Origin of the sequence: Micromonospora sp. NPDC049089 (assembly GCF_040648775.1) — a bacterium.
Lineage (GTDB): Bacteria > Actinomycetota > Actinomycetes > Mycobacteriales > Micromonosporaceae > Micromonospora.
On sequence record NZ_JBEZEH010000001.1, the window covers coordinates 37,053 to 55,194 of the forward strand.

At 70.9% G+C, this 18,142-nt stretch carries 18 protein-coding genes; 2 read left to right on the top strand and 16 right to left on the bottom strand.

The window, feature by feature from the left end; translation table 11 throughout:
* Nucleotides 1-116 precede the first annotated feature (116 nt).
* The 6 genes from AB0B48_RS00210 to AB0B48_RS00235 form a co-directional block, all read right to left on the bottom strand.
* Nucleotides 117-1,343 carry an LCP family protein gene (locus tag AB0B48_RS00210; protein ID WP_357193631.1) on the bottom strand — a complete coding sequence of 409 codons (1,227 nt, stop codon included), beginning with the start codon at nucleotides 1,341-1,343 and terminating at the stop codon, nucleotides 117-119.
* A gap of 76 nt (nucleotides 1,344-1,419) precedes the next feature.
* Nucleotides 1,420-2,397, bottom strand: a complete 978-nt coding sequence (locus AB0B48_RS00215; RefSeq protein ID WP_091396807.1) for an NAD-dependent epimerase/dehydratase family protein — start codon at nucleotides 2,395-2,397, stop codon at nucleotides 1,420-1,422.
* Nucleotides 2,398-2,485: 88 nt separating this feature from the next.
* Nucleotides 2,486-4,177, bottom strand: a complete 1,692-nt coding sequence (locus tag AB0B48_RS00220; RefSeq protein ID WP_357193634.1) for a cation acetate symporter — start codon at nucleotides 4,175-4,177, stop codon at nucleotides 2,486-2,488.
* Complete coding sequence (locus tag AB0B48_RS00225; RefSeq protein ID WP_355004471.1) at nucleotides 4,155-4,520, bottom strand: DUF485 domain-containing protein; 366 nt, start codon at nucleotides 4,518-4,520, stop codon at nucleotides 4,155-4,157. Before AB0B48_RS00225 ends, AB0B48_RS00220 begins: the two co-directional genes overlap by 23 nt.
* A gap of 176 nt (nucleotides 4,521-4,696) precedes the next feature.
* Complete coding sequence (locus AB0B48_RS00230; protein WP_357193792.1) at nucleotides 4,697-5,308, bottom strand: flavin reductase family protein; 612 nt, start codon at nucleotides 5,306-5,308, stop codon at nucleotides 4,697-4,699.
* Nucleotides 5,309-5,540: 232 nt separating this feature from the next.
* Complete coding sequence (locus tag AB0B48_RS00235; RefSeq protein WP_357193637.1) at nucleotides 5,541-5,768, bottom strand: hypothetical protein; 228 nt, start codon at nucleotides 5,766-5,768, stop codon at nucleotides 5,541-5,543.
* Between the two features lie 197 nt (nucleotides 5,769-5,965).
* Here AB0B48_RS00235 and AB0B48_RS00240 point away from each other — a divergent pair, with 197 nt between their 5' ends.
* Together AB0B48_RS00240 and AB0B48_RS00245 are read left to right on the top strand one after the other, a co-directional pair.
* Nucleotides 5,966-6,751, top strand: a complete 786-nt coding sequence (locus AB0B48_RS00240) for a helix-turn-helix transcriptional regulator (protein WP_357193640.1) — start codon at nucleotides 5,966-5,968, stop codon at nucleotides 6,749-6,751.
* On the top strand, nucleotides 6,748-6,954 hold the full coding sequence (locus AB0B48_RS00245) for a DUF397 domain-containing protein (protein ID WP_357193643.1): 207 nt from the start codon (nucleotides 6,748-6,750) through the stop codon (nucleotides 6,952-6,954). Before AB0B48_RS00240 ends, AB0B48_RS00245 begins: the two co-directional genes overlap by 4 nt.
* Here the strand turns inward: AB0B48_RS00245 and AB0B48_RS00250 are convergent.
* From AB0B48_RS00250 to AB0B48_RS00295, 10 genes are all read right to left on the bottom strand, one after another.
* Nucleotides 6,951-8,642: an ABC transporter permease gene (locus AB0B48_RS00250; protein WP_357193794.1), complete on the bottom strand. Its 1,692-nt coding sequence runs from the start codon at nucleotides 8,640-8,642 to the stop codon at nucleotides 6,951-6,953. The genes AB0B48_RS00245 and AB0B48_RS00250 overlap by 4 nt on opposite strands.
* Complete coding sequence (locus tag AB0B48_RS00255; protein WP_203119014.1) at nucleotides 8,639-9,403, bottom strand: ABC transporter ATP-binding protein; 765 nt, start codon at nucleotides 9,401-9,403, stop codon at nucleotides 8,639-8,641. Before AB0B48_RS00255 ends, AB0B48_RS00250 begins: the two co-directional genes overlap by 4 nt.
* A 192-nt stretch (nucleotides 9,404-9,595) precedes the next feature.
* Nucleotides 9,596-11,239 carry a cation acetate symporter gene (locus AB0B48_RS00260; protein WP_357193647.1) on the bottom strand — a complete coding sequence of 548 codons (1,644 nt, stop codon included), beginning with the start codon at nucleotides 11,237-11,239 and terminating at the stop codon, nucleotides 9,596-9,598.
* Nucleotides 11,240-11,653 carry a hypothetical protein gene (locus tag AB0B48_RS00265; protein ID WP_238669992.1) on the bottom strand — a complete coding sequence of 138 codons (414 nt, stop codon included), beginning with the start codon at nucleotides 11,651-11,653 and terminating at the stop codon, nucleotides 11,240-11,242.
* A 44-nt stretch (nucleotides 11,654-11,697) separates the two neighbouring features.
* Nucleotides 11,698-13,266 carry a DUF4173 domain-containing protein gene (locus AB0B48_RS00270; protein WP_357193651.1) on the bottom strand — a complete coding sequence of 523 codons (1,569 nt, stop codon included), beginning with the start codon at nucleotides 13,264-13,266 and terminating at the stop codon, nucleotides 11,698-11,700.
* Nucleotides 13,267-13,460: 194 nt separating this feature from the next.
* Nucleotides 13,461-14,462, bottom strand: a complete 1,002-nt coding sequence (locus AB0B48_RS00275) for a HAMP domain-containing sensor histidine kinase (RefSeq protein ID WP_357193797.1) — start codon at nucleotides 14,460-14,462, stop codon at nucleotides 13,461-13,463.
* 68 nt (nucleotides 14,463-14,530) lie between these two features.
* On the bottom strand, nucleotides 14,531-15,211 hold the full coding sequence (locus AB0B48_RS00280; RefSeq protein ID WP_124861938.1) for a response regulator transcription factor: 681 nt from the start codon (nucleotides 15,209-15,211) through the stop codon (nucleotides 14,531-14,533).
* A 145-nt stretch (nucleotides 15,212-15,356) separates the two neighbouring features.
* Complete coding sequence (locus AB0B48_RS00285; RefSeq protein ID WP_357193654.1) at nucleotides 15,357-16,025, bottom strand: DUF5701 family protein; 669 nt, start codon at nucleotides 16,023-16,025, stop codon at nucleotides 15,357-15,359.
* Nucleotides 16,026-16,091: 66 nt separating this feature from the next.
* On the bottom strand, nucleotides 16,092-16,853 hold the full coding sequence (locus AB0B48_RS00290) for a LytTR family DNA-binding domain-containing protein (RefSeq protein WP_355005152.1): 762 nt from the start codon (nucleotides 16,851-16,853) through the stop codon (nucleotides 16,092-16,094).
* A gap of 23 nt (nucleotides 16,854-16,876) precedes the next feature.
* Nucleotides 16,877-18,103, bottom strand: a complete 1,227-nt coding sequence (locus AB0B48_RS00295; protein ID WP_357193657.1) for a histidine kinase — start codon at nucleotides 18,101-18,103, stop codon at nucleotides 16,877-16,879.
* Nucleotides 18,104-18,142 lie beyond the last annotated feature (39 nt).

The following is an 18,142-nucleotide window of genomic DNA, read 5'->3' on the forward strand; positions in this document are numbered from 1 at the left end:
GTACATCAAATCGACTTGGCGAGTTCATCCCGGGTCAATCCGGACGTCGAATTTTGCAGACTCAGTCGATCGTCGCCGCTCGATGATCCGAACGGCTGGTGCCAGCCGGGCCGCGCTCAGCCGCCGTCGTTGCTCTTCGGCGGGTTCGCCTTGACCCAGTCGGCCATCGTGTCGGCGGACATGGCCTGGTACATCGCGAGCGCCTTCTCCCGGTCCGACACCACCACCGACTCGCCGTTGATCGTGTCGCTGCCCGAGTTCGGGCTGGTCACGAAGGTGAGGTTCTGGCCGCGCAGGTTACGGAACTGAAGCGCCATGTCTGTAACCGAGAAAGTCTGGTCGACGGTTACGGCCGCGGTCACCGATTTGAGGAAATCGTTCAGCTTCTTCGGGTTCGCCAGCGTGCCGGTGCTGGCCGCCTTGTCCATCAGGGCCCGGAGGAACTCCTGCTGGTGCCGCATCCGGGCGAAGTCACCGTCCGGGAACTGCTTGCGCTGCCGGATCCAGTCCAGGGCTTCCGCGCCGTCCATGTGGTTGGTGCCCTTGGTGAAGGTCCGGTACGGCTTGTGGATCGAGGTGATGGTGCGCTCCACCTTCAGGTCCACCCCACCGAGAGCGTCGGTGACCTCCTTGAAGCCGCCGAAGTCGATCGCCATCACGTGGTCGATCCGAACGTCGGTGAAGCACTCCACGGTGCGTACCGCCAGCGGCAGCCCACCGAACGCGAACGCTGCGTTGATCTTCGCGCGCGAACCGGAGCCGCAGTCCGCGCCGGCGCTCTCCGGGATCGGCACGTACAGGTCCCGGGGGATGGAGACCAGGTAGGCCTCCTGGTGGTCGGCCGGGATGTGCATGACGATGATCGTGTCGGCGCGCCACTGACTCTTGCTGTCTACCGGTGCGTCCGGGTCCCGTGAGTCGCTGCCGACCAGCAGGATGTTCAGCGCGCCATCGACGGTCTTGGCGGGCCGACCACCGGTGATCTCCGCGAACGGGTCGGTGCGGGCCAGGTCACTGTTGAGGTTGCGGGCGTACAACCAGGCGCCGACGCTGCCGAGCAGCGCCAGCACCAGCACCGCGGCCCCGGCGACCAGGGCGATCCGGCCCCAGCGCGGTCGCGGGCCGCGCCGTCCCGACCCGCCGGTGCCACCCGGGCCGCCAGGCCCGGTCGGCCCCGCCGGGCCGCCGGACCGGGGCTGTTCCTCGTCGTACGACGGGTAGAAGCGCGCCTCGGTCGGACGGGCACGCCCGGAGGCGCCCCGATCGGGGCCGGGCACCGATGCGCGCCCGGCGCTGCGGTGCAGGTACGGATGCGGGACGCCGGCAGACGAGGTCGCGGACATGTAAATCAGGGTACGTAGCGGGAGCCACTGCCGCCTTCAGGCGACACTCAGCGGCAGGCGGTACGCGGGGATCCGGTTACCCTAGCCGCGACCGGAAGTACTCGATCGTGCGTCGCAGGCCATCTTCGGGCGCGACCGACGGCTCGTATCCGAGCAGTTCGCGAGCGAGCGTCAGATCCGGGCGGCGCATCTCCGGGTCATCCGAGCTGCGGGTGACATAGGTCACCTTCGAGGTGCTGTCGGAGAGTGACACGATCAACTCGGCGAGTTGCCGCATGGTCAGCTCGTGCTCGGTGCCGCAGTTGACCGGGCCCGTCTCGGTCGAGTCGAGCAGCAGCAGGATGCCGCGCACCAGATCCTCGACGAAGCAGATCGACCGGGTCTGGTTGCCGGTGCCGTGCACGGTGATCGGCTCGCCGCGCAGCGCCTGGGAGATGAAGGTGGGGATGGCGCGGCCGTCGTCCGGGCGCATCCGCGGGCCGTACGTGTTGAAGATCCGGACGATCGCCGCGTCGAGCCCGCGGTAGCGGTGGTACGCCATCGTCGCGGCCTCGGAGAAGCGCTTGGCCTCGTCGTAGACGCTGCGGACCCCGATCGGGTTGACGTTGCCCCAGTAGGTCTCCCGCTGCGGGTGCTCCTTCGGGTCTCCGTACGCCTCGGAGGTGGAGGCCATCAGGAACCGGGCGCCGTCGGCGACCGCGCGCTCCAGCAGGTGCAGGGTGCCGACCGAGCCGACCCGGAGGATCTCCACCGGCAGTTGGGCGAAGTCGGTGGGGCTGGCCGGAGAGGCCATGTGCAGGATCGCGTCGAACCGCTCGGCCAGCGCCGGGTGGTGGGTCGGCAGACCGTCGGAGATGTCCGCTTCGACGAGGGTGAAGGTCGGCCGGTCCAGCAGGTGGGCGACGTTCTCCTTGGAGCCGGTCACGAAGTTGTCCAGCGCCACCACCGTGCAGCCTCGGGCGATCAGCGCGTCCACCAGATGTGACGGGACGAACCCAGCTCCGCCGGTGACGAGGACGCGGTGATCGGAACCAAAGCGCTCAGCAACCTTCATGCGCTCAGCCTACCGACCGCCGAATTCGCCGAAGGGGTCCCCTGTTGACGTGCGACGTCAACAGGGAACCCCTCGACAGGTGCTGTGATCAGTGGGCGCCTGAGCCGGTGAGGGCGCGCACCTCCAGCTCCGCGTACTTGTCCTCGTCGTGCTCCTTGGAGATGACAGTGCCGATCCACCCGCAGAGGAAACCGAACGGGATGGAGAGGATGCCCGGGTTGGACAGCGGGAACCACTGCCAGTCATGGTCCGGGAACATCGACGTCGCCGCACCGGAGACCACCGGCGAGAAGAACACCAGCAGCACGGCCGAGATCAGCCCGCCGTAGATCGACCACACCGCGCCGGAGGTGTTGAACCGCCGCCAGAACAGGCTGTAGAGGATCGCCGGCAGGTTGCCCGAGGCGGCGACCGCGAAGGCCAGCGCCACCAGGAACGCCACGTTGAGGTTCTGCGCGTAGATCGACAGGGCGATCGACACCGCGCCGATCCCCAGGGCGGAGATCCGGGCGACCCGCACCTCCTGCCGCTCCGACGCCTCACCCTTCTTCAGCACGTTCGCGTAGAAGTCGTGCGCCAGGCTGGACGACGAGGCCAGCGTCAACCCGGCGACCACCGCGAGGATGGTGGCGAAGGCGACCGCCGCGATGATCGCCAGCAGAGCTGCCCCGCCCAGTTCGCCGCCGAAGAAGTCGATGCCGAGCGCTTCGGCCAACTGCGGCGCGGCGGTGTTGCCGGCCTTGTCCTGTGCCGTGATCGCCTGGCTGCCGACCAGCGCCGCCGCACCGAAGCCGAGGGCCAGGGTGAGCAGGTAGAAGGTGCCGATGATGCCGATCGCCCAGAGCACGCTCTTACGGGCCGCCTTCGCGGTCGGCACCGTGTAGAAGCGGATCAGGATGTGCGGCAGACCGGCGGTGCCGAGCACCAGGGCGATGCCCAGGGACAGCAGGTCGACCTTGTTGTAGAACGTCTGCGTCGAGTTGCCGGCGACCTCGACGCCGTACCGGAGCCCGGGTTCGAGGAACGCGCTGCCCTTGCCGGATGCGGCGGCCGCCTGGCCGAGCAGCTCCGACAGGTTGAAGTTGAACTTCGCCAGCACCAGGATGGTCATCAACAGCGCGCCGCCCATGAGCAGGAACGCCTTGACGATCTGCACGTAGGTGGTGCCCTTCATACCACCCACGGTCACGTAGATGATCATCAGGGTGCCGACCATGATGATGGTGGCCACCTTGGCGGTGGCCGCGTCCATGCCGAGGAAGGTCGTCCCCGGCCGGATGCCGAGCAGCAGCGCGACCAGCGCGCCGGCGCCCACCATCTGCGCGAGCAGGTAGAAGATCGACACCGTGATGGTGGAGACCGCAGCCGCGGTACGCACCGGACGCTGACGCATCCGGAAGGCCAGCACGTCCGCCATCGTGTACCGGCCCGAGTTGCGCAGCAGCTCCGCGACGAGCAGCAGGGCCACCAGCCAGGCGACCAGGAAGCCGATCGAGTAGAGGAAGCCGTCGTAGCCGTACAACGCGATGATGCCGGCGATGCCGAGGAACGAAGCGGCCGACATGTAGTCGCCGCCGATCGCCATGCCGTTCTGGAAACCGGAGAAGGACCGGCCGCCCGCGTAGAAGTCGGTAGCCGTCTTGGTCTGCCGGCTGGCCCAGATGGTGATGCCCAGGGTCACCGCCACGAAGACCAGGAAGAGCGTGATGGTCAGGTTGCGGGCGGTGTGATTGCCCGCCTCAGCCGCGAGGAACGACTCAACCGCGTGAACCGTCTTCACGGGTCACCTCCCCGATCTCGGCGCGGATCCGGTCCGCGATGGGGTCGATCTTCCGGTCCGCGTACCGGGAGTAGAGCCAGGCGATCACGAACGTGGAGACGAACTGGAGCAGGCCGAAGACCAGTGCGACGTTGATGTTGCTGCCGAACAGCTTCGTGCCCATGAAGTCCCGGGCGTACGCGGAGAGAATGACGTAGAGCGCATACCACAGGAAGAACGCGACGGTCATCGGGAAGACGAAGCCGCGCAGCGCACGCCGCAGCCCGGCGAACTCGTCCGACCGTTGTACGGCCAGGTACTTGTCCGACTGGGAAGCGGCCGGAGCGGGTGTGTCCGTGGACATCTGTGGATCACCACCTTCACAGGCGTCAGAGGAGTTTCGCGCACCGTAGAGAGCGCACTCCCCGGCAGGGAAGGCTGAGATCGACGCCGGTCGGCGAGTGCGCCGAGCGGTTGGCTGGCTGCGCCAAGTGACTCAGGTCACTGCGGTGATCGGTCGCCTCATGGGGAGGCTTCCGTTCAAATCGGCAGCTCGTGGTAGCGACCCCGGTAGTGCAGCAGCGGGGTGGCCTCCCCGGTCAGGTCGACCGCCTCGATGGTGGCCTCGACCAGCAGGCCCCAGCCGTACTCCCGGGCGGTGTCCAGCCGGCACCCGGCCCAGCCGCCGGCGTCCGCCGGAACCGGCCCGTACGGCGTCTCGTTCCACGCGCCGGTCGCGAAGAGCCCGCCCGGGGCGGGGAAGAGGCCGGCGAACCGGTCGGCGAGCTGCCGGTGCGGCGGGCCGAGCGGCGTGACAGCGAACCGACCCGACTCCTCGGCCGACGCCCAGAGGTCGGACTCCGGGTCGATCAGCCCGAGCAGCCGGTCGGGTTCCCCCTCGGCCACCAGGGTGGACGAGACGGTCAGCCCGGCCGGACCGGGCGCCGTCCAGAGGGTCACCGGTGCGGCGAGGCGACCACGCAGCCGGCGTACCGGCGATCGTTGCCCGGTCGGCACCGCGAACGGATCGGTGTGGTGGATCTCGGCACCCGGCTCATGATTCACGTGAAACATTGTGCCGCCCCGGGCCCTCGCCCAACCAAGGAAGCGCTCGTGCAGGCCACAGCCACGGCACCGCCAGAGCGGCCGCATCGGCAGGTGTGGCCGGCTCACCTCGGCTCTCCGGCCGTCCCAGGCGGTGGGGTCGCCCGGCTGCGGCGCGGTCCGCTCGGCGGAGGGCAATGCCCGAACGACCGTGATGTCTGTGAGTCATATTGATGCCTCACAGACATCACGCTCGCGGTGAGACACCGATCCCTGGTGCGGTGCGCCGTCCGGTCGCCTGCCTGGTCCGAGGCCCGATCCGGCTGCTGGGCTGCGGGGTTCACCAGCGCCCGCCGTTCGCCCGCCAGGTCTGCGCCGGGGTCAGCCAACCGGCCCGGCCGGGTCGCGGCAGGGCCACCGTCGGCCCGTCAGCCCACGCGGGTGGTCGGTTCGGCGGGCCTGCCGACCGCTCCGATCCGGTCGAGCCCGGCACGGCCGCCGGCGCGGCCACCTTCCTTTTCCGGTACGACCAGAGCGCCCCGTTCCTGCCCCGGATGAACCCGAACATGGCCGATCTCCTCCCGTCGACGAGGGCCGCCCCGGCCGGGGGACGACCGGGGCGGCCCGAACGCAGGACCCGGTCGCCGGGACGTCGCCTCCACCGGCCGGGCCGCGTGCCCTCCACCCTGGACGGCAAGGCGCGGACAGGGGAGGATGCCAGGGCTTACTACACAGCGCAGTCACGTACTTACCGGAGAGGTAAGGATGAACGTCGAGATGTGGGTACGGGCGTTGAAGGCCGCCCGCGCCGGTGCCGAGGTGTCCCAGGAGGCGTTGGCGACGCTCACCAGATGGAGCCCTTCCACCGTCGCGGCTATCGAGACCGGGCGACGCCGTCCGACGATGGAATTCGCTGTGGCGGCCGACGAGGCCCTCGCCACCGGCGGCCTCCTCGCCGAACTCCTCAAGGCTGCGGACCAGGAATATGGCCCATCCTGGTTCGTTCCCTGGCGCGGATACGAACAGCGGGCGACGCGCCTACGTGCCTTCGAGGCATGTCTTGTGCCCGGCCTCCTTCAGACCGAGGAGTACGCCCGTGCCGTCATCTCGGCGGGTGGGCTGCATCCGCCCGCGGTGGTTGATGAGCTTGTCGCGGTTCGTCTGGAACGCCAACTGCTGCTGTCCCGGGATGCGCCGCCGACGTGCGTGTTCCTGGTGGACGAGATGGGCCTCCACCGTCCGGTGGGTGGTCATGCCGTGCTCAACGCCCAACTCGGCCGACTGCTTGAGGTGGCGGACCTTCCGTCCGCCCGACTGCACGTCATTCCCCTGAGCGTCGGGGAGCACGTCGGCTTTGGAGGCGGCTTCGTGTTCGCCGATCTGCCAGACGGCGACAGGGTGCTCTACCTGGAGAATGCCGCTCGCGGACACGTCATGGACGACCCGGAGACACTCCGGTTGATTGATCGTAAATGGGATAGCCTGCTCGGCGAAGCGCTGTCCACAAGCGGCTCAATGGATCTGATCCGGAAGCTGAAGGTGACCCCATGACGATGTTTGAGCCTCGCTGGCGCACGTCCACCCGGTCGACTGACTCCGGCGGCAATTGCGTTGAGGTCGCGGACAACCTGCCTGGTGTCGTGCTGGTCCGGGACAGCAAGGATCGCTCCGGCCCGGTCCTCACCTTCGCTCCGGCCGCCTGGCGTGGGTTTCTCGCCGACGCTGGCCAGGCGGCTGGCCGCCGCGTCGGTTAACGGCGCGGGGTGACAGTGGCCAGGAGTTCCGGCTGGCGGCGGTCCAGCACGTCGCCGGCCAGGTACGCGCCCAGCAGCGCCGCGCCCAGCCCGTACGCCGCGCCGACCGGCAGGGCCAGCCAGAGCCACGCGTCACCGAGCAGCGCGGCGGCCACCACCATCGGCACCGCGGCTACCGCCGAGGCGAGCATGCTCAGCAGGGTGAGCAGCCCCTTCGTGAGGCCCGCGCCGCTGTTCATCGCGAACGGGTTGCTGGTCTCCGGCAGTGAGTACGCACCGAGCACCGAGACCAGGCTGTTCACCGCCAGCCCGACGCCGTAGGTGGCGACCAGGCTGCCGAAGGTGAGCCCGATCCACCCGGGTCGACTGAGCAGCACCGACAGCACCACCGACACGAACGCCAGCATCGGCAGCACGTACAGCGAGAAGGCCGTCATCCTCGCCCGCAGCTCGACCCGGCCGGGCACGCCGGCCACCACGTTCGCGGCGTACGCGCTGCCGTCGAAACCGAACTGGTTGGCCAGGGTGGCGGCGGCCAGCACACCCACGAGAACCATGGAAATGGTGACCACGACCGGCGAGCTGTCGTTGGCAGCCGCCGTCAACCCCCCGCTGTCCATGGCAGCGAAGTCGCCGCCGGTGACGTTGACGAAGACGGGCACGAAGATGCCGACCACCGCGATCGAGATCAGGTTGGCGCGGCGGCGCGCGTCCCGCCACCAGTAACGGGCCTCCCGGGCGACCAGGGCACCGAACCGGTCCCGGCGGGCCCAGCCAGCGGCCCGGGGGAACAGTTGGGCGACCGCGCCACCCGCGACCCCGCGTCGAACCGGTGCCTTACCGCCGCTCGCCGCGCCCACCATCGCCGACTCGAGCGACCGGGACCACCAGGCCAGCAGGCCGCCGAGCGCCACCACAGTGATCAGCAACTTGACCGGTGCCGCCCACGCACGCCCCTGGGCCACGTCGATGCCGAGCGTCCACGGGGCGCCCAACGGCGTCCAACCGATCACGGTCGCCACACCGCTCAACCGGCTCCAGTCCGCCTCCCGTAGCGCGGCGAGGCCGATGACCTGGAGAGGGCCGAGCAGCGCCGCCGTCACCGCCAGCAGCACGGCTGCCAGGTCGCGGACCCGTCGGGACCGCAGCATGGTGGCGAAGGCGCTGGTCACCGCACGGCTCGCCGCAACACAGAGCAGGAGCCCGGCGAGCACACCCACGGCGGCGACCAACCCCGCCGACCAGCCACCCAACGACCAGGCGGTCAGCACCAGCCCGGACGTCGCGAGGAGCACCGCGAGCACCGGCACGCTGACCAGAGCCGCCGCGAACAGGCCGGTCACCAACGTGCGCCGGGGCAGTGGCAGCAGCGCGAACCGGGCTGGATCGAGCGTCTCGTCCACGCCGAAGAAGACAAGTGGCAGGAGCAGCCAGCCGAGTACCAGCAGCCCGCCGCCGGCCGCCGCGACGAGCACCGCGTACCGGCCGTTGCCGGCCAGGCCCGGCGCGGCGAAGAGGAAGAACCCGCTGGCCGCGAACCAGAGCCCGAGCAACGCGCCGCCGATGAACAGGGCGATCCGCCAGCCCTGGCCCCGGAAGTTGTTGCCCATCACCCGCAGCTTGAGCCGTACGAAGTGTCGAGCGGAGACCGACCGTAGCGGCGCGGCGGGGGTGGCGTCCGCGCTCACTGGGAGAGCCACGACAGCTCCTCGCCGGTAGCGGTGCGCCCGCCGACCACCTCGACGAAGACCTGCTCCAACGAGCGACCGCCGCGGACCTCGTCGATGGTCCCGACCCGCTTGATGACGCCCTGAGCGAGGATCGCCACGTGCGAGCACAACCGCTCGACGACCTCCATGACGTGACTGGAGAACACCACGGTGCCGCCACCGGCCGCGTACCGGGTGAGGATGTCCCGGATCAGCGCTGCGGACACCGGGTCGACAGCCTCGAACGGCTCGTCCAACACCAGCACCCGAGGACCGTGCAGCAGCGCGCAGGCCAGGCCGATCTTCTTCTTCATGCCCGCCGAGTAGTCCACCACCAGCGTGCGACCGGCGTCGCCGAGCGCCAGCACGTCCAGAAGCTCGGCGGCCCGCTGGTCGACCACCGCCGGGTCCATCCCCCGCAACAACCCGTTGTACGCCAGCAGCTCCGCCCCGGTCAGCCGGTCGAACAACCGGACCCCGTCGGGCATCACGCCGAGCAGCCGCTTGGCGGTGACCGGGTCCTGCCAGACGTCGTGCCCGAGCACCCAGGCAGAGCCGGCGTCCGGTCGCAACAGCCCGACAGCCATCGACAGCGTGGTCGTCTTGCCGGCGCCGTTCGGGCCGAGCAGGCCGTAGAAGGAGCCGGCGGGGACGTCCAGGTCGACGCCGGCCACCGCGATCGTGCCGTCGAACCGCTTGGCCAGGCCACGCAGTGCGAGCGCGGGGTGCTCAACAGTCATGCGCCGACGTTATCCGCCGATCACCAGTTCCGCCCTCCAGCGACAGACGGACCCGCGATCATCCCCGAGGCGGACCGCGACGCGATCTTGCACTTTCTGCACCGACACAAGGTGCATAAACACTCGTATCCACCACCGAAACTGCAAGATCGGCGCCGGCGTTGGCGCGAGACCGGGGCCGGGCGTTGGCGCTCACTGCATGCGGAGGGCTTCTGGAGTGTGCAGGCGGAGCATGGTGGCGGCGACGTCGGCTGGTGCGCGGCGGCGGGTTGCCATCGACACGGCGACCATCACGGTGAAGGCCAGTGGCACCGTCCAGGCGGCCGGCTGGGCGATGAGCGTGGCCGGCCAGCCGGACAGCGGTGGGCCGAGCACGGTGACCAGCACCGCGCCGATCGCCGCGCCGCCGCCGGCCACCACGCCGGCGGTGGCGCCCACGTCGGTCAGCCCGCGCCACCAGATGCCGAGCACCAGCAGCGGGCAGAAGCTCGACGCGGCGACCGCGAAGGCCAGCCCGACGACCTGCGAGACGTCCAGCCCGGAAACGTGCAGCGCCAGCAACGCTGGCACACCACCGGCGATGACGGTGGCCAGCCGGAACCCGCGTACCGATCCCCGACCGAGCACGTCCGTCGAAATCACCCCGGCGACGCTGGTCAGCAGGCCGGACGAGGTGGAGAGAAACGCCGCGAAGGCGCCTGCGGCGACCAGCGCGGCGAGCAACCGCCCAGCCAGGCCGTCACCCAGGGCGGCTTCGGGTAGCAGCACCACCACCGCGTCGGTCTGGCCGCTGAGCAGCAACTGCGGGGTGTAGATCCGGCCGAGGACCCCGTAGAGAGTGGGCAGCAGGTAGAACGCGCCGACCAACGCCAGCACGACCAGGGTGGTCCGACGGGCCGCCGCGCCGTCCGGATTGGTGTAGAAGCGCACCAGCACGTGCGGCAGGCCCATGGTGCCCAGGAAGGTGGCCAGGATCAGCGAGTACGTGGCGAACAGCCCCCGGTCGTCGTCACCGGCGGCGCTGGGCAGCAACCAGTCGTTGGCGTCGGTGGCCACCCCGGAGACGTTCGGCACCGGATCACCGGCGGCGAAGGTCAACTCGTCGCCGGGGCGTACCTCCCGGATGTCACCGTTGGGCAGGGTGAGGGCCGCGCGGTGCTCGACCACGACGGTGGTCGAGGCCCGGAACGTCGGCCCGTCCGGCGGGGTCACCGCCGGGCGGCCGTCGGCCTGCCACTGCAGGGCCAGAAAGATCACCGGTACGGCGAGAGCGGTCAGCTTGAGCCAGTACTGGAACGCCTGCACGAAGGTGATCGCGCGCATGCCGCCCAGCGCCACGTTCGCGGTGACCACGGCCGCCACCAGCAGGGCTCCGAGAGGGTACGGGGAGCCGGCCACCGTGGCCAGGGTCAGCCCGGCGCCCTGGAGCTGCGGCACCAGGTACAGCCAACCGATGAAGATCACGAAGGCGGTGGCCAGGATGCGGAGTCGACGCGAGCCCAGCCGCAACTCGCAGAAGTCGGGCAGGGTGAACGCACCGGAGCGGCGCAGCGGCGCGGCCACGAAGAGCAGCAGGGCCAGGTACCCGGCGGCGAACCCGACCGGGTACCAGAGCACGTCGACGCCGTACTTGAGGACCAGCCCCGCGATACCGAGGAAGCTCGCTGCCGACAGGTACTCCCCGCCGATGGCGGCGGCGTTCCAGGTCGGACTGATCGCCCTGGACGCCACCAGGAAGTCGGACGTGGTCCGGGCCAACCGCAGCCCGTAGAAGCCGATCCCGACGGTGACCAGGGTGACCGCGACGATGGCCGGGACCACGAAGTCGTTGCCCACTCAGCGCTCCGGCCGTTGCACCAGGTCGGTGAAGTCCTGCTCGTTGCGCTCGGCCAGCCGCACGTACGCCCAGCCCACCGCGATCAGGAATGGAAAGGAGACCACCCCGAGCAGCAGCCACGGCAGGTTGACGCCGGCGACAGTGGTCCGGCCGAGCGAGGGCGCGATCGCGAACAGCCAGGGCAGCCCGCCCAACCCGATGGCCACCACCAGGGACAGCCGCAGCGCCAGCGCGAGTTGGGCCCGGACCAGGCCGCGGACCAGCGCCTCGCCGACCTGGGTCTGCTGGGCCAGCTCGGCGCGGGTCCGCTCGGCGCGGGTGTCCTGCCTGGTGATCTCGGCCAGCACGATCCGGGACCGCCGGGGCGGCGGCACCGCACCGCTCGACCCCACGTCGGGGAGTTGCTTGGCCACCCCGGCAGTCTCGCCCGCCGTACGCGATTGTCAAGCGCTCACGCTCACCAGCGTCTTAGTTCGAGGCAGTAGGTCAGGGTGCGGTTCAGCGGAATCGTGTCGAGTTCCGCTCGGGCCCGCAGCCGGCCGAGGTTCGTCGCCCAGAGGCCGTCCCGGGGCTGCTCGGCGGCGATCTGCGTCAGTGCGCAGATGCGCATCGGATCGGGCAGTCGGGCCAACGCGGGTACCGCATCGGCGGACAACCCGGACACGTACCCGACGTCCAACCGGCCGGTCTCCAGGTACCTGTCGACATTCCGGTCGGCGATCAGCCGGTCCGGATTGACGAGCGCCAACCCGAGCAGCGCCAGCACCGCCGTACCGATCACCAACCGGGGCAGCCACTCGGCCCGCAGCCGCACCACGGCGACCCCGACCAGGACGAAGAGCAGCCCGAGCCACAGTTCCATGGTCGCCACGACAAGCCGCAGCCGGGTCGCCCCGTACGCGTCGGCGTAGACCTGCATCCGGTAGAGCGCCGAGGCGACGATCACCAGACTGAGCGCGGTGAGCGTGCCGAGCAGTACGCGGACCAGCAGCCGGTCCGCGCGGGTGGCCTGCGACGCCCGGCGGGCGGCGACCGCGATCACCAGCAGGGTGAGCGCGGTGACGGCGAGCAGTTGCCAGAACCCGCCACGGGCGTACTCGGCGTAGGTGAGCCCGGCCGTACGCAGCACGTGCCCCGCGCCGCCGAACAACACCGTCAGCTGGACCAGCACGAACGCGGCGAACAGGGCGTCGAGCAACACCAGCGGGAGGGTCCACTCCAGTCGGTGGACCGGTCGTGACGGCCTCGGTCGCAGGCCCTCCAGGTCGGGTGGGCGGCTGATCAGGTACGCGCCGCCGAGCAGACCACCGCCGATCACCACCAGGCGGAACGTCCAGCCGATCACGCCGGGTAGCGAGATGTCGGGCAGCAGACCGGTGACCAGTTCGGCGAAGACCGCGTCGGCGGAGGAGAAGAGCAGCCCGAACAGCGTCAGCAGGACGGCGGAGACGGCCAGGCTGGTGAGGATTCGTCCGAAGCCGACCCCGGACCCTGCCGGGCGGGTGTCGCGTACTCCGCGTACCGCCCACGGAAGCGCCCGTACCGTCGCGGCGGGCGGCAGCGTCACGGCGACCAGCATGCCGAGCGGGCTTCGCCCACCGGTCACCGCGAGAGCCCCGGTCACCGCCGCCGCGAGCAGGCAGAGGGCGAAGAGCCAGCCGGCGGCCCGGACCGTGCCGACGGCGACCAACGCGACCGTCGCGGCGGCCCAGAGGGCCTGTACCGCCCGCCCCGGTGCCCCCGTGGCACCGGGACGGGCGGTGGCCGTCTGGACGGTCGGCTCGGGCGCGGCGGCCGGATCCGCCTGGACAGTCCGCTCCGGCGCGGAGGTCGGTCCCTGCGGTACCGCCGCGCTGGTCGGTGTGATGGCGCTCCCCGTCGGGGACGGCCTCCCGGAACGGACGACGCTGGCGGTGCCGAGGGCAGCGGTGACGGCCAGCGCGGCCACCAGCCAGCCGAGGCCGGGACGAAGCATCGTCAGGGTCGACGCCCCGATGACCGCCGCAGCCGCCAGCGCCCCCAGCACCAGCGGACGGGCAGGTCCGGACGGCCCCGGCCAGCGGCGCTGGATCAGCGACGGGGGCCTGGGCGGGGCGGGTGCGACAGGCCACGCCTGAGGTCGGCCGGCGACCGGTGTGGCAGCCGGGCCGGGGCCGACGACCGGGGGGACCGGCGGTCCGGTCGGCCCGGTGGCCGGGAGAGGGGTACTGCCAGGGCTGGTCATGCTGCCTCTTCTCGGTATGGCCCGTCGCACGGGATGGTGACCTGGATGCGGCAGCCGGGCCGGCCACCCCGGTCCGGTCCGGCGGGATCGAGGACACCGATCCGACCGCCGTGCAGTTCGACGACCCACCGGGCGATGGCCAGGCCGAGCCCGGTCCCGCCGCCGGCCGACCGGTCGCCGCGGGTGAAGCGCTCGAACACCCGGGAACGCTCCGCCGGTGGAATGCCCTGGCCCTCGTCGCTCACCTCGAAGCGGAGCTGGTCGCCGTGTTCCTCGGCGCACACCCGTACCGTGCCGCCGGGTGGGCTGTGTCGGGCCGCGTTGTCGAGGAGGTTCGCGAAGACCTGGTGCAGCCGCCACGGGTCCGCGTGGACCGTCAGCGGTGTCGGCAGCTCCCGGAGCTCGAAGCGCACGTCCAGACCGGCACCGGACGCGCTGGCGGTGGCGTGCTCCACCGCCTCGTCGAGGAAGTCCCACACGTCGATGCGTACCCGCCGCAGCGGCACCACCCCGGCGTCGAGTCGGGACAGGTCGAGCAGGTCCGCGACGAGGTGCCCGAGCCGTTGGGTCTGGGCCAACGCCGAACGCAGCGCTGCCGGTTCGGGGTCGGCGACCCCGTCCACCATGTTCTCCAGCACGCCCTGCAACGCGGTGATCGGCGTACGCAGCTCGTGCGAGACGTTCGCGATCAGCTCGCGTCGGCGCTGGTCGGAGGCGTGCAGGTCCTCGGCCATCTTGTTGAACGCCTGGGCCAGCTCGCCGACCTCGTCGCGGGAGGTGGCGCGCACCCGACGTGTGTAGTCGCCGCGGGCCATCGCGCCGGCGGCCGCCGTCATCTCGCGCAGCGGCGACGTCATCCCGTGGGCGAGCACCTGCGAGGTCACCAGCGCGATGCAGATGCTGGTGACCGCCGTGCCGGGCGGGAGCCAACCGATGCCGTACCAGAAGTAACCGATGGCCACGGCCCAGGACGCGACCAGCAGGACGCCGAGCTTCATCTTGATCGAGCGGACGGGATCCAGTGGACGCGGTAGCACCCGTTCCAGCCAGTCGAACGCGCGGCCGATCACGCGGGCATCTCCAGGGCGTACCCGACGCCGTGGACGGTCCGGATCAGGTCGGCGCCGAGCTTGCGGCGCAGAGCCTTGATGTGGCTGTCCACGGTGCGGGTGCCGCTCCCGTCGACCCATCCCCAGACGTCGGCGAGCAGCCGTTCCCGGGGGAGCACCGTGCGGGGTCGTCCCGCGAGGTGGACCAGCAGGTCGAACTCGGTAGGGGTGAGGTGCACGTCCGCCCCGGCCCGGCGGACCCGTCGCTCGGCCTGGTTGATCTCGATGTCGCCGAGGCGGATGGCAGGCGGCGCGGGAGTGGCGGCGGCCCGCTCCATCCGACGCAGCAGGACATGCACCCGGGCGGTGAGTTCCCGCATGGAGAACGGCTTGGTGAGGTAGTCGTCCGCGCCGACCGCCAGCCCCACGAGCAGGTCGGTCTCGTCGTCCCGCGCGGTGAGCATCAGCACCGGCACCGGCCGGTCGGCCTGGATCCGGCGGCACACTTCCAGTCCGTCGAAGCCCGGCAGCATCACGTCGAGGACGACGAGATCCGGCTGTCCGGCGTGGAACTGCGCGACCGCGCTGGGCCCGTCCGCCGCGATCTCCACGGTGAATCCCTCGGCCCGCAGTCGGGCGGCGATGGACTCGGCGATGGTCCGTTCGTCCTCGACCACCAGTACCCGGCGTTCGTTCATGGGTCCTGACTGTAGGGAGCGGCCGTGGAGATCAGTGGTTTGCGTTGTGAATAACCTGTGGAGAACCGCGCACGGCTGTGGATAACTCGGGGATCATGCCGACTGGCGTGTGGGAACTCCAGGGCCTCCCCGAGGACGACCAGGCCTACGAGATCTTCAACGGGATGCGCTCCGGTCGGGCCGAGGCGGAGCCGAGCCAGGTGTGCGGGTTGCCGTACCAGCACCAGCCGAGCTTGGGTGCGCCCTGGCTGATCCACAGCGCCGGCACCCGCTTGTCGCCACAGCGGGAGCCGACCAGCGAGAAGCACCGGGTGCTCGCCAACGCGGCCGGGTGCAGCGTGATGAAGGCGAGCCCCTCGTCGATGCTCAGCGGCAACCGGCCCTGAGCGGTGATCCCCTCCATGGCCGTGGCCGGGGCCAGATTGCGGAACTCCTCGCCCCGGTCGACGTCGAAGAGCAGGTACGCCGGACCGGCCGGGACCTCCAGCTCCTTGATCGGGTCGAAGCGGGGCAGGTCGTCCTCGGTGTAGTTCCGGTCGATGACGCCGGGCTTGCGCTTGCCGGCCAGTGTGGTGAGCTCCACCCGTTCCGGCACACCGATCAGGTCCCGGGTGATGACCAGCAGGAACGGCACCCGGGCGTCGGTGGGGGCGGGCAGTCCGGCGGCCCCCTCGACGGCAGTGGCCCGCAGTGGCGTGACCAGGTCGCGGAAGGCGTTCTCGGTCAGCCCGGCGAGGGCGGGGTAACCGAGCTGCACCAGTCGGTCGAGTTGGTTGTCGAACTCGGATGCGGCGTCGAACGGGGTCTCGGTCACGGCAGGCCTCCCGGAAGTCGTACGGACTAGCGTACAACGTACGGTAGGGCTGCTTCCATTCCCGGCTCAGCGACTCCAGTCCTGCTTCGCGGCCCTGACCAGCTTGTCCTTCAGCTCCCGGGTGTGCCGCCGGCTCACCGGCAGCTCGGTCGAGTCGATCACCACCACGTAGCCGGAGTTGACCAACCGCAACTCCGCGATCAACTTCAACTGCACCAGGTACGACCTGTGCACCCGGACGAAGCCGGCATCGGCCCAGCGCTCCGCGAGCGTGGCCAGCGAGACCCGCACCAGGTGCGACCCCTCAGCGGTGTGCAACCGGGCGTAGTCCCCCTGCGCCTCCACCCAGCGCACCGCCGAGCGGGGCAGCATCCGGGTGGTGCCGGCCAGCTCGATGGGGATGGTCGGGTCCTCCTCCGCGCGGGCCAGCGCCGCCGGGTGCGACGGCACCACCCGCGAGCCGATCACCCGGCGCAGTGACTCGGCCAGCCGATCGGCGCGCACCGGTTTCCGCACGTAGTCGGTGGCGCCCAGATCGAAGGCGTCCACCGCGCCGTCGTCGTACGCGGTGACGAACACGATCGCCGGTGGCCGGGCGAACCGGCGCAGCACCCGGGCCAGCTCCATCCCGTCCAGGCCGGGCATCCGGATGTCCAGGAAGACCACGTCCACGTCACCGTCGCGCAGCAACCGGAGCGCCTCGGTGGCATCCCCGGCCGTGTGCAGGCGGGCCACCCGGGGGTCGGCCCGCAGGTGGTACGCCAGCTCGTCGAGCGCGGGCGGCTCGTCGTCCACCGCGAGGACGCGCAGGAAACCGGTCGCGTTCACCGCCCCCGTCCCGGTCCGCTCGCTCACGACCCTGCCCGTACGCCCGGGTGGAACTTCGGCACCCGCATGCTCACCTTCGTGCCCGAGCCCAACCCGGTCTCCACGACCAGGCCGAACCGGTCCCCGAAGACCGAGCGCAACCGCTCGTCGACGTTGGAGAGGCCGACGTGCTGGCCCGTGTCCTCACCGGGGTCGCCGGTGCTGCGGGCAAGCTCGGCGATGCCGGCGGTCAGCGTGGTCGGATCCATTCCCACTCCGTCGTCCTCCACCGTGATGTGGCATTCGGCTCCCGCGTCCCGGGCCTCGATGCTCACCATGCCCGTGCCCGGCTTGCGGGACAACCCGTGGCGAACCGCGTTCTCCACCAGCGGCTGGAGGCAGAGGAACGGCAGCGTCACCGGCAGCACCTCCGGGGCGATCTGCAACCGCACCTGCAACCGGTCGCCGAACCGGGCCCGCTCGATGGTCAGGTAGCGGTCGATCGACCGCAGCTCCTCGGCCAGCGTGGTGAACTCCCCGTGCGCCCGGAACGAGTACCTGGTGAACTCCGCGAACTCCAGGATCAACTCCCGGGCCCGCTCCGGGTCGGTGCGGACGAACGAGCCGATGGCGGTCAGCGCGTTGTAGATGAAGTGCGGGCTGATCTGCGCCCGCAATGCACGGATCTCGGCGCGGGCCAGCCGCTCCCGCGACGAGTCCAGCTCGGCCAGGGCGAGCTGGTTGCCGGCCCAGTGCGCCGTCTCAAGGGTGGCCTGCACCAACCCTGGAGGCGGCGGGCTGTCGGCGACCGCCACCAGAGCGCCCACCACCCGGCCGTCGGCCCCCAGCAACGGCGCGACCACCGCCCCGCGGACCGGGCAGTCGACCCGGTCGCAGTGCAGTTCCTGCTCACCCAGCACCGTCGAGCGGCCGCTGCCCACAGTCCGCTGCGCCGCCGCGAGCAGTTGCTCCCCGTGGTGCGTGCCGCGCCCGTCGAGGGCGAGCAGCCGGTCGGCGTCGGCGAGCGCCAGCCCGACCGCGCCCACCAGCGCCCGCAGATGCCGTACGGCCTTCGCCGCGCCAGCCTCGCTCAACCCCGCCCGCAGCGGCTCGGCGGCCAGGCCGGCGGTGTGTAGCACCTCGTAGGTGGCCCGCTGGGTGGCGGTGGCGATGCCACGGCGGGCCCGCAGCCGCAGCACCGCCAGCAGAGCCGCGGTCAGCGCGGTGACGAGTGAGACGACGCCGACCACGGCGGAGAGGTTGGCAGCCACGCAGCGATCCTCGCCCCTGCGAGCCCGCGCGCCAACCCT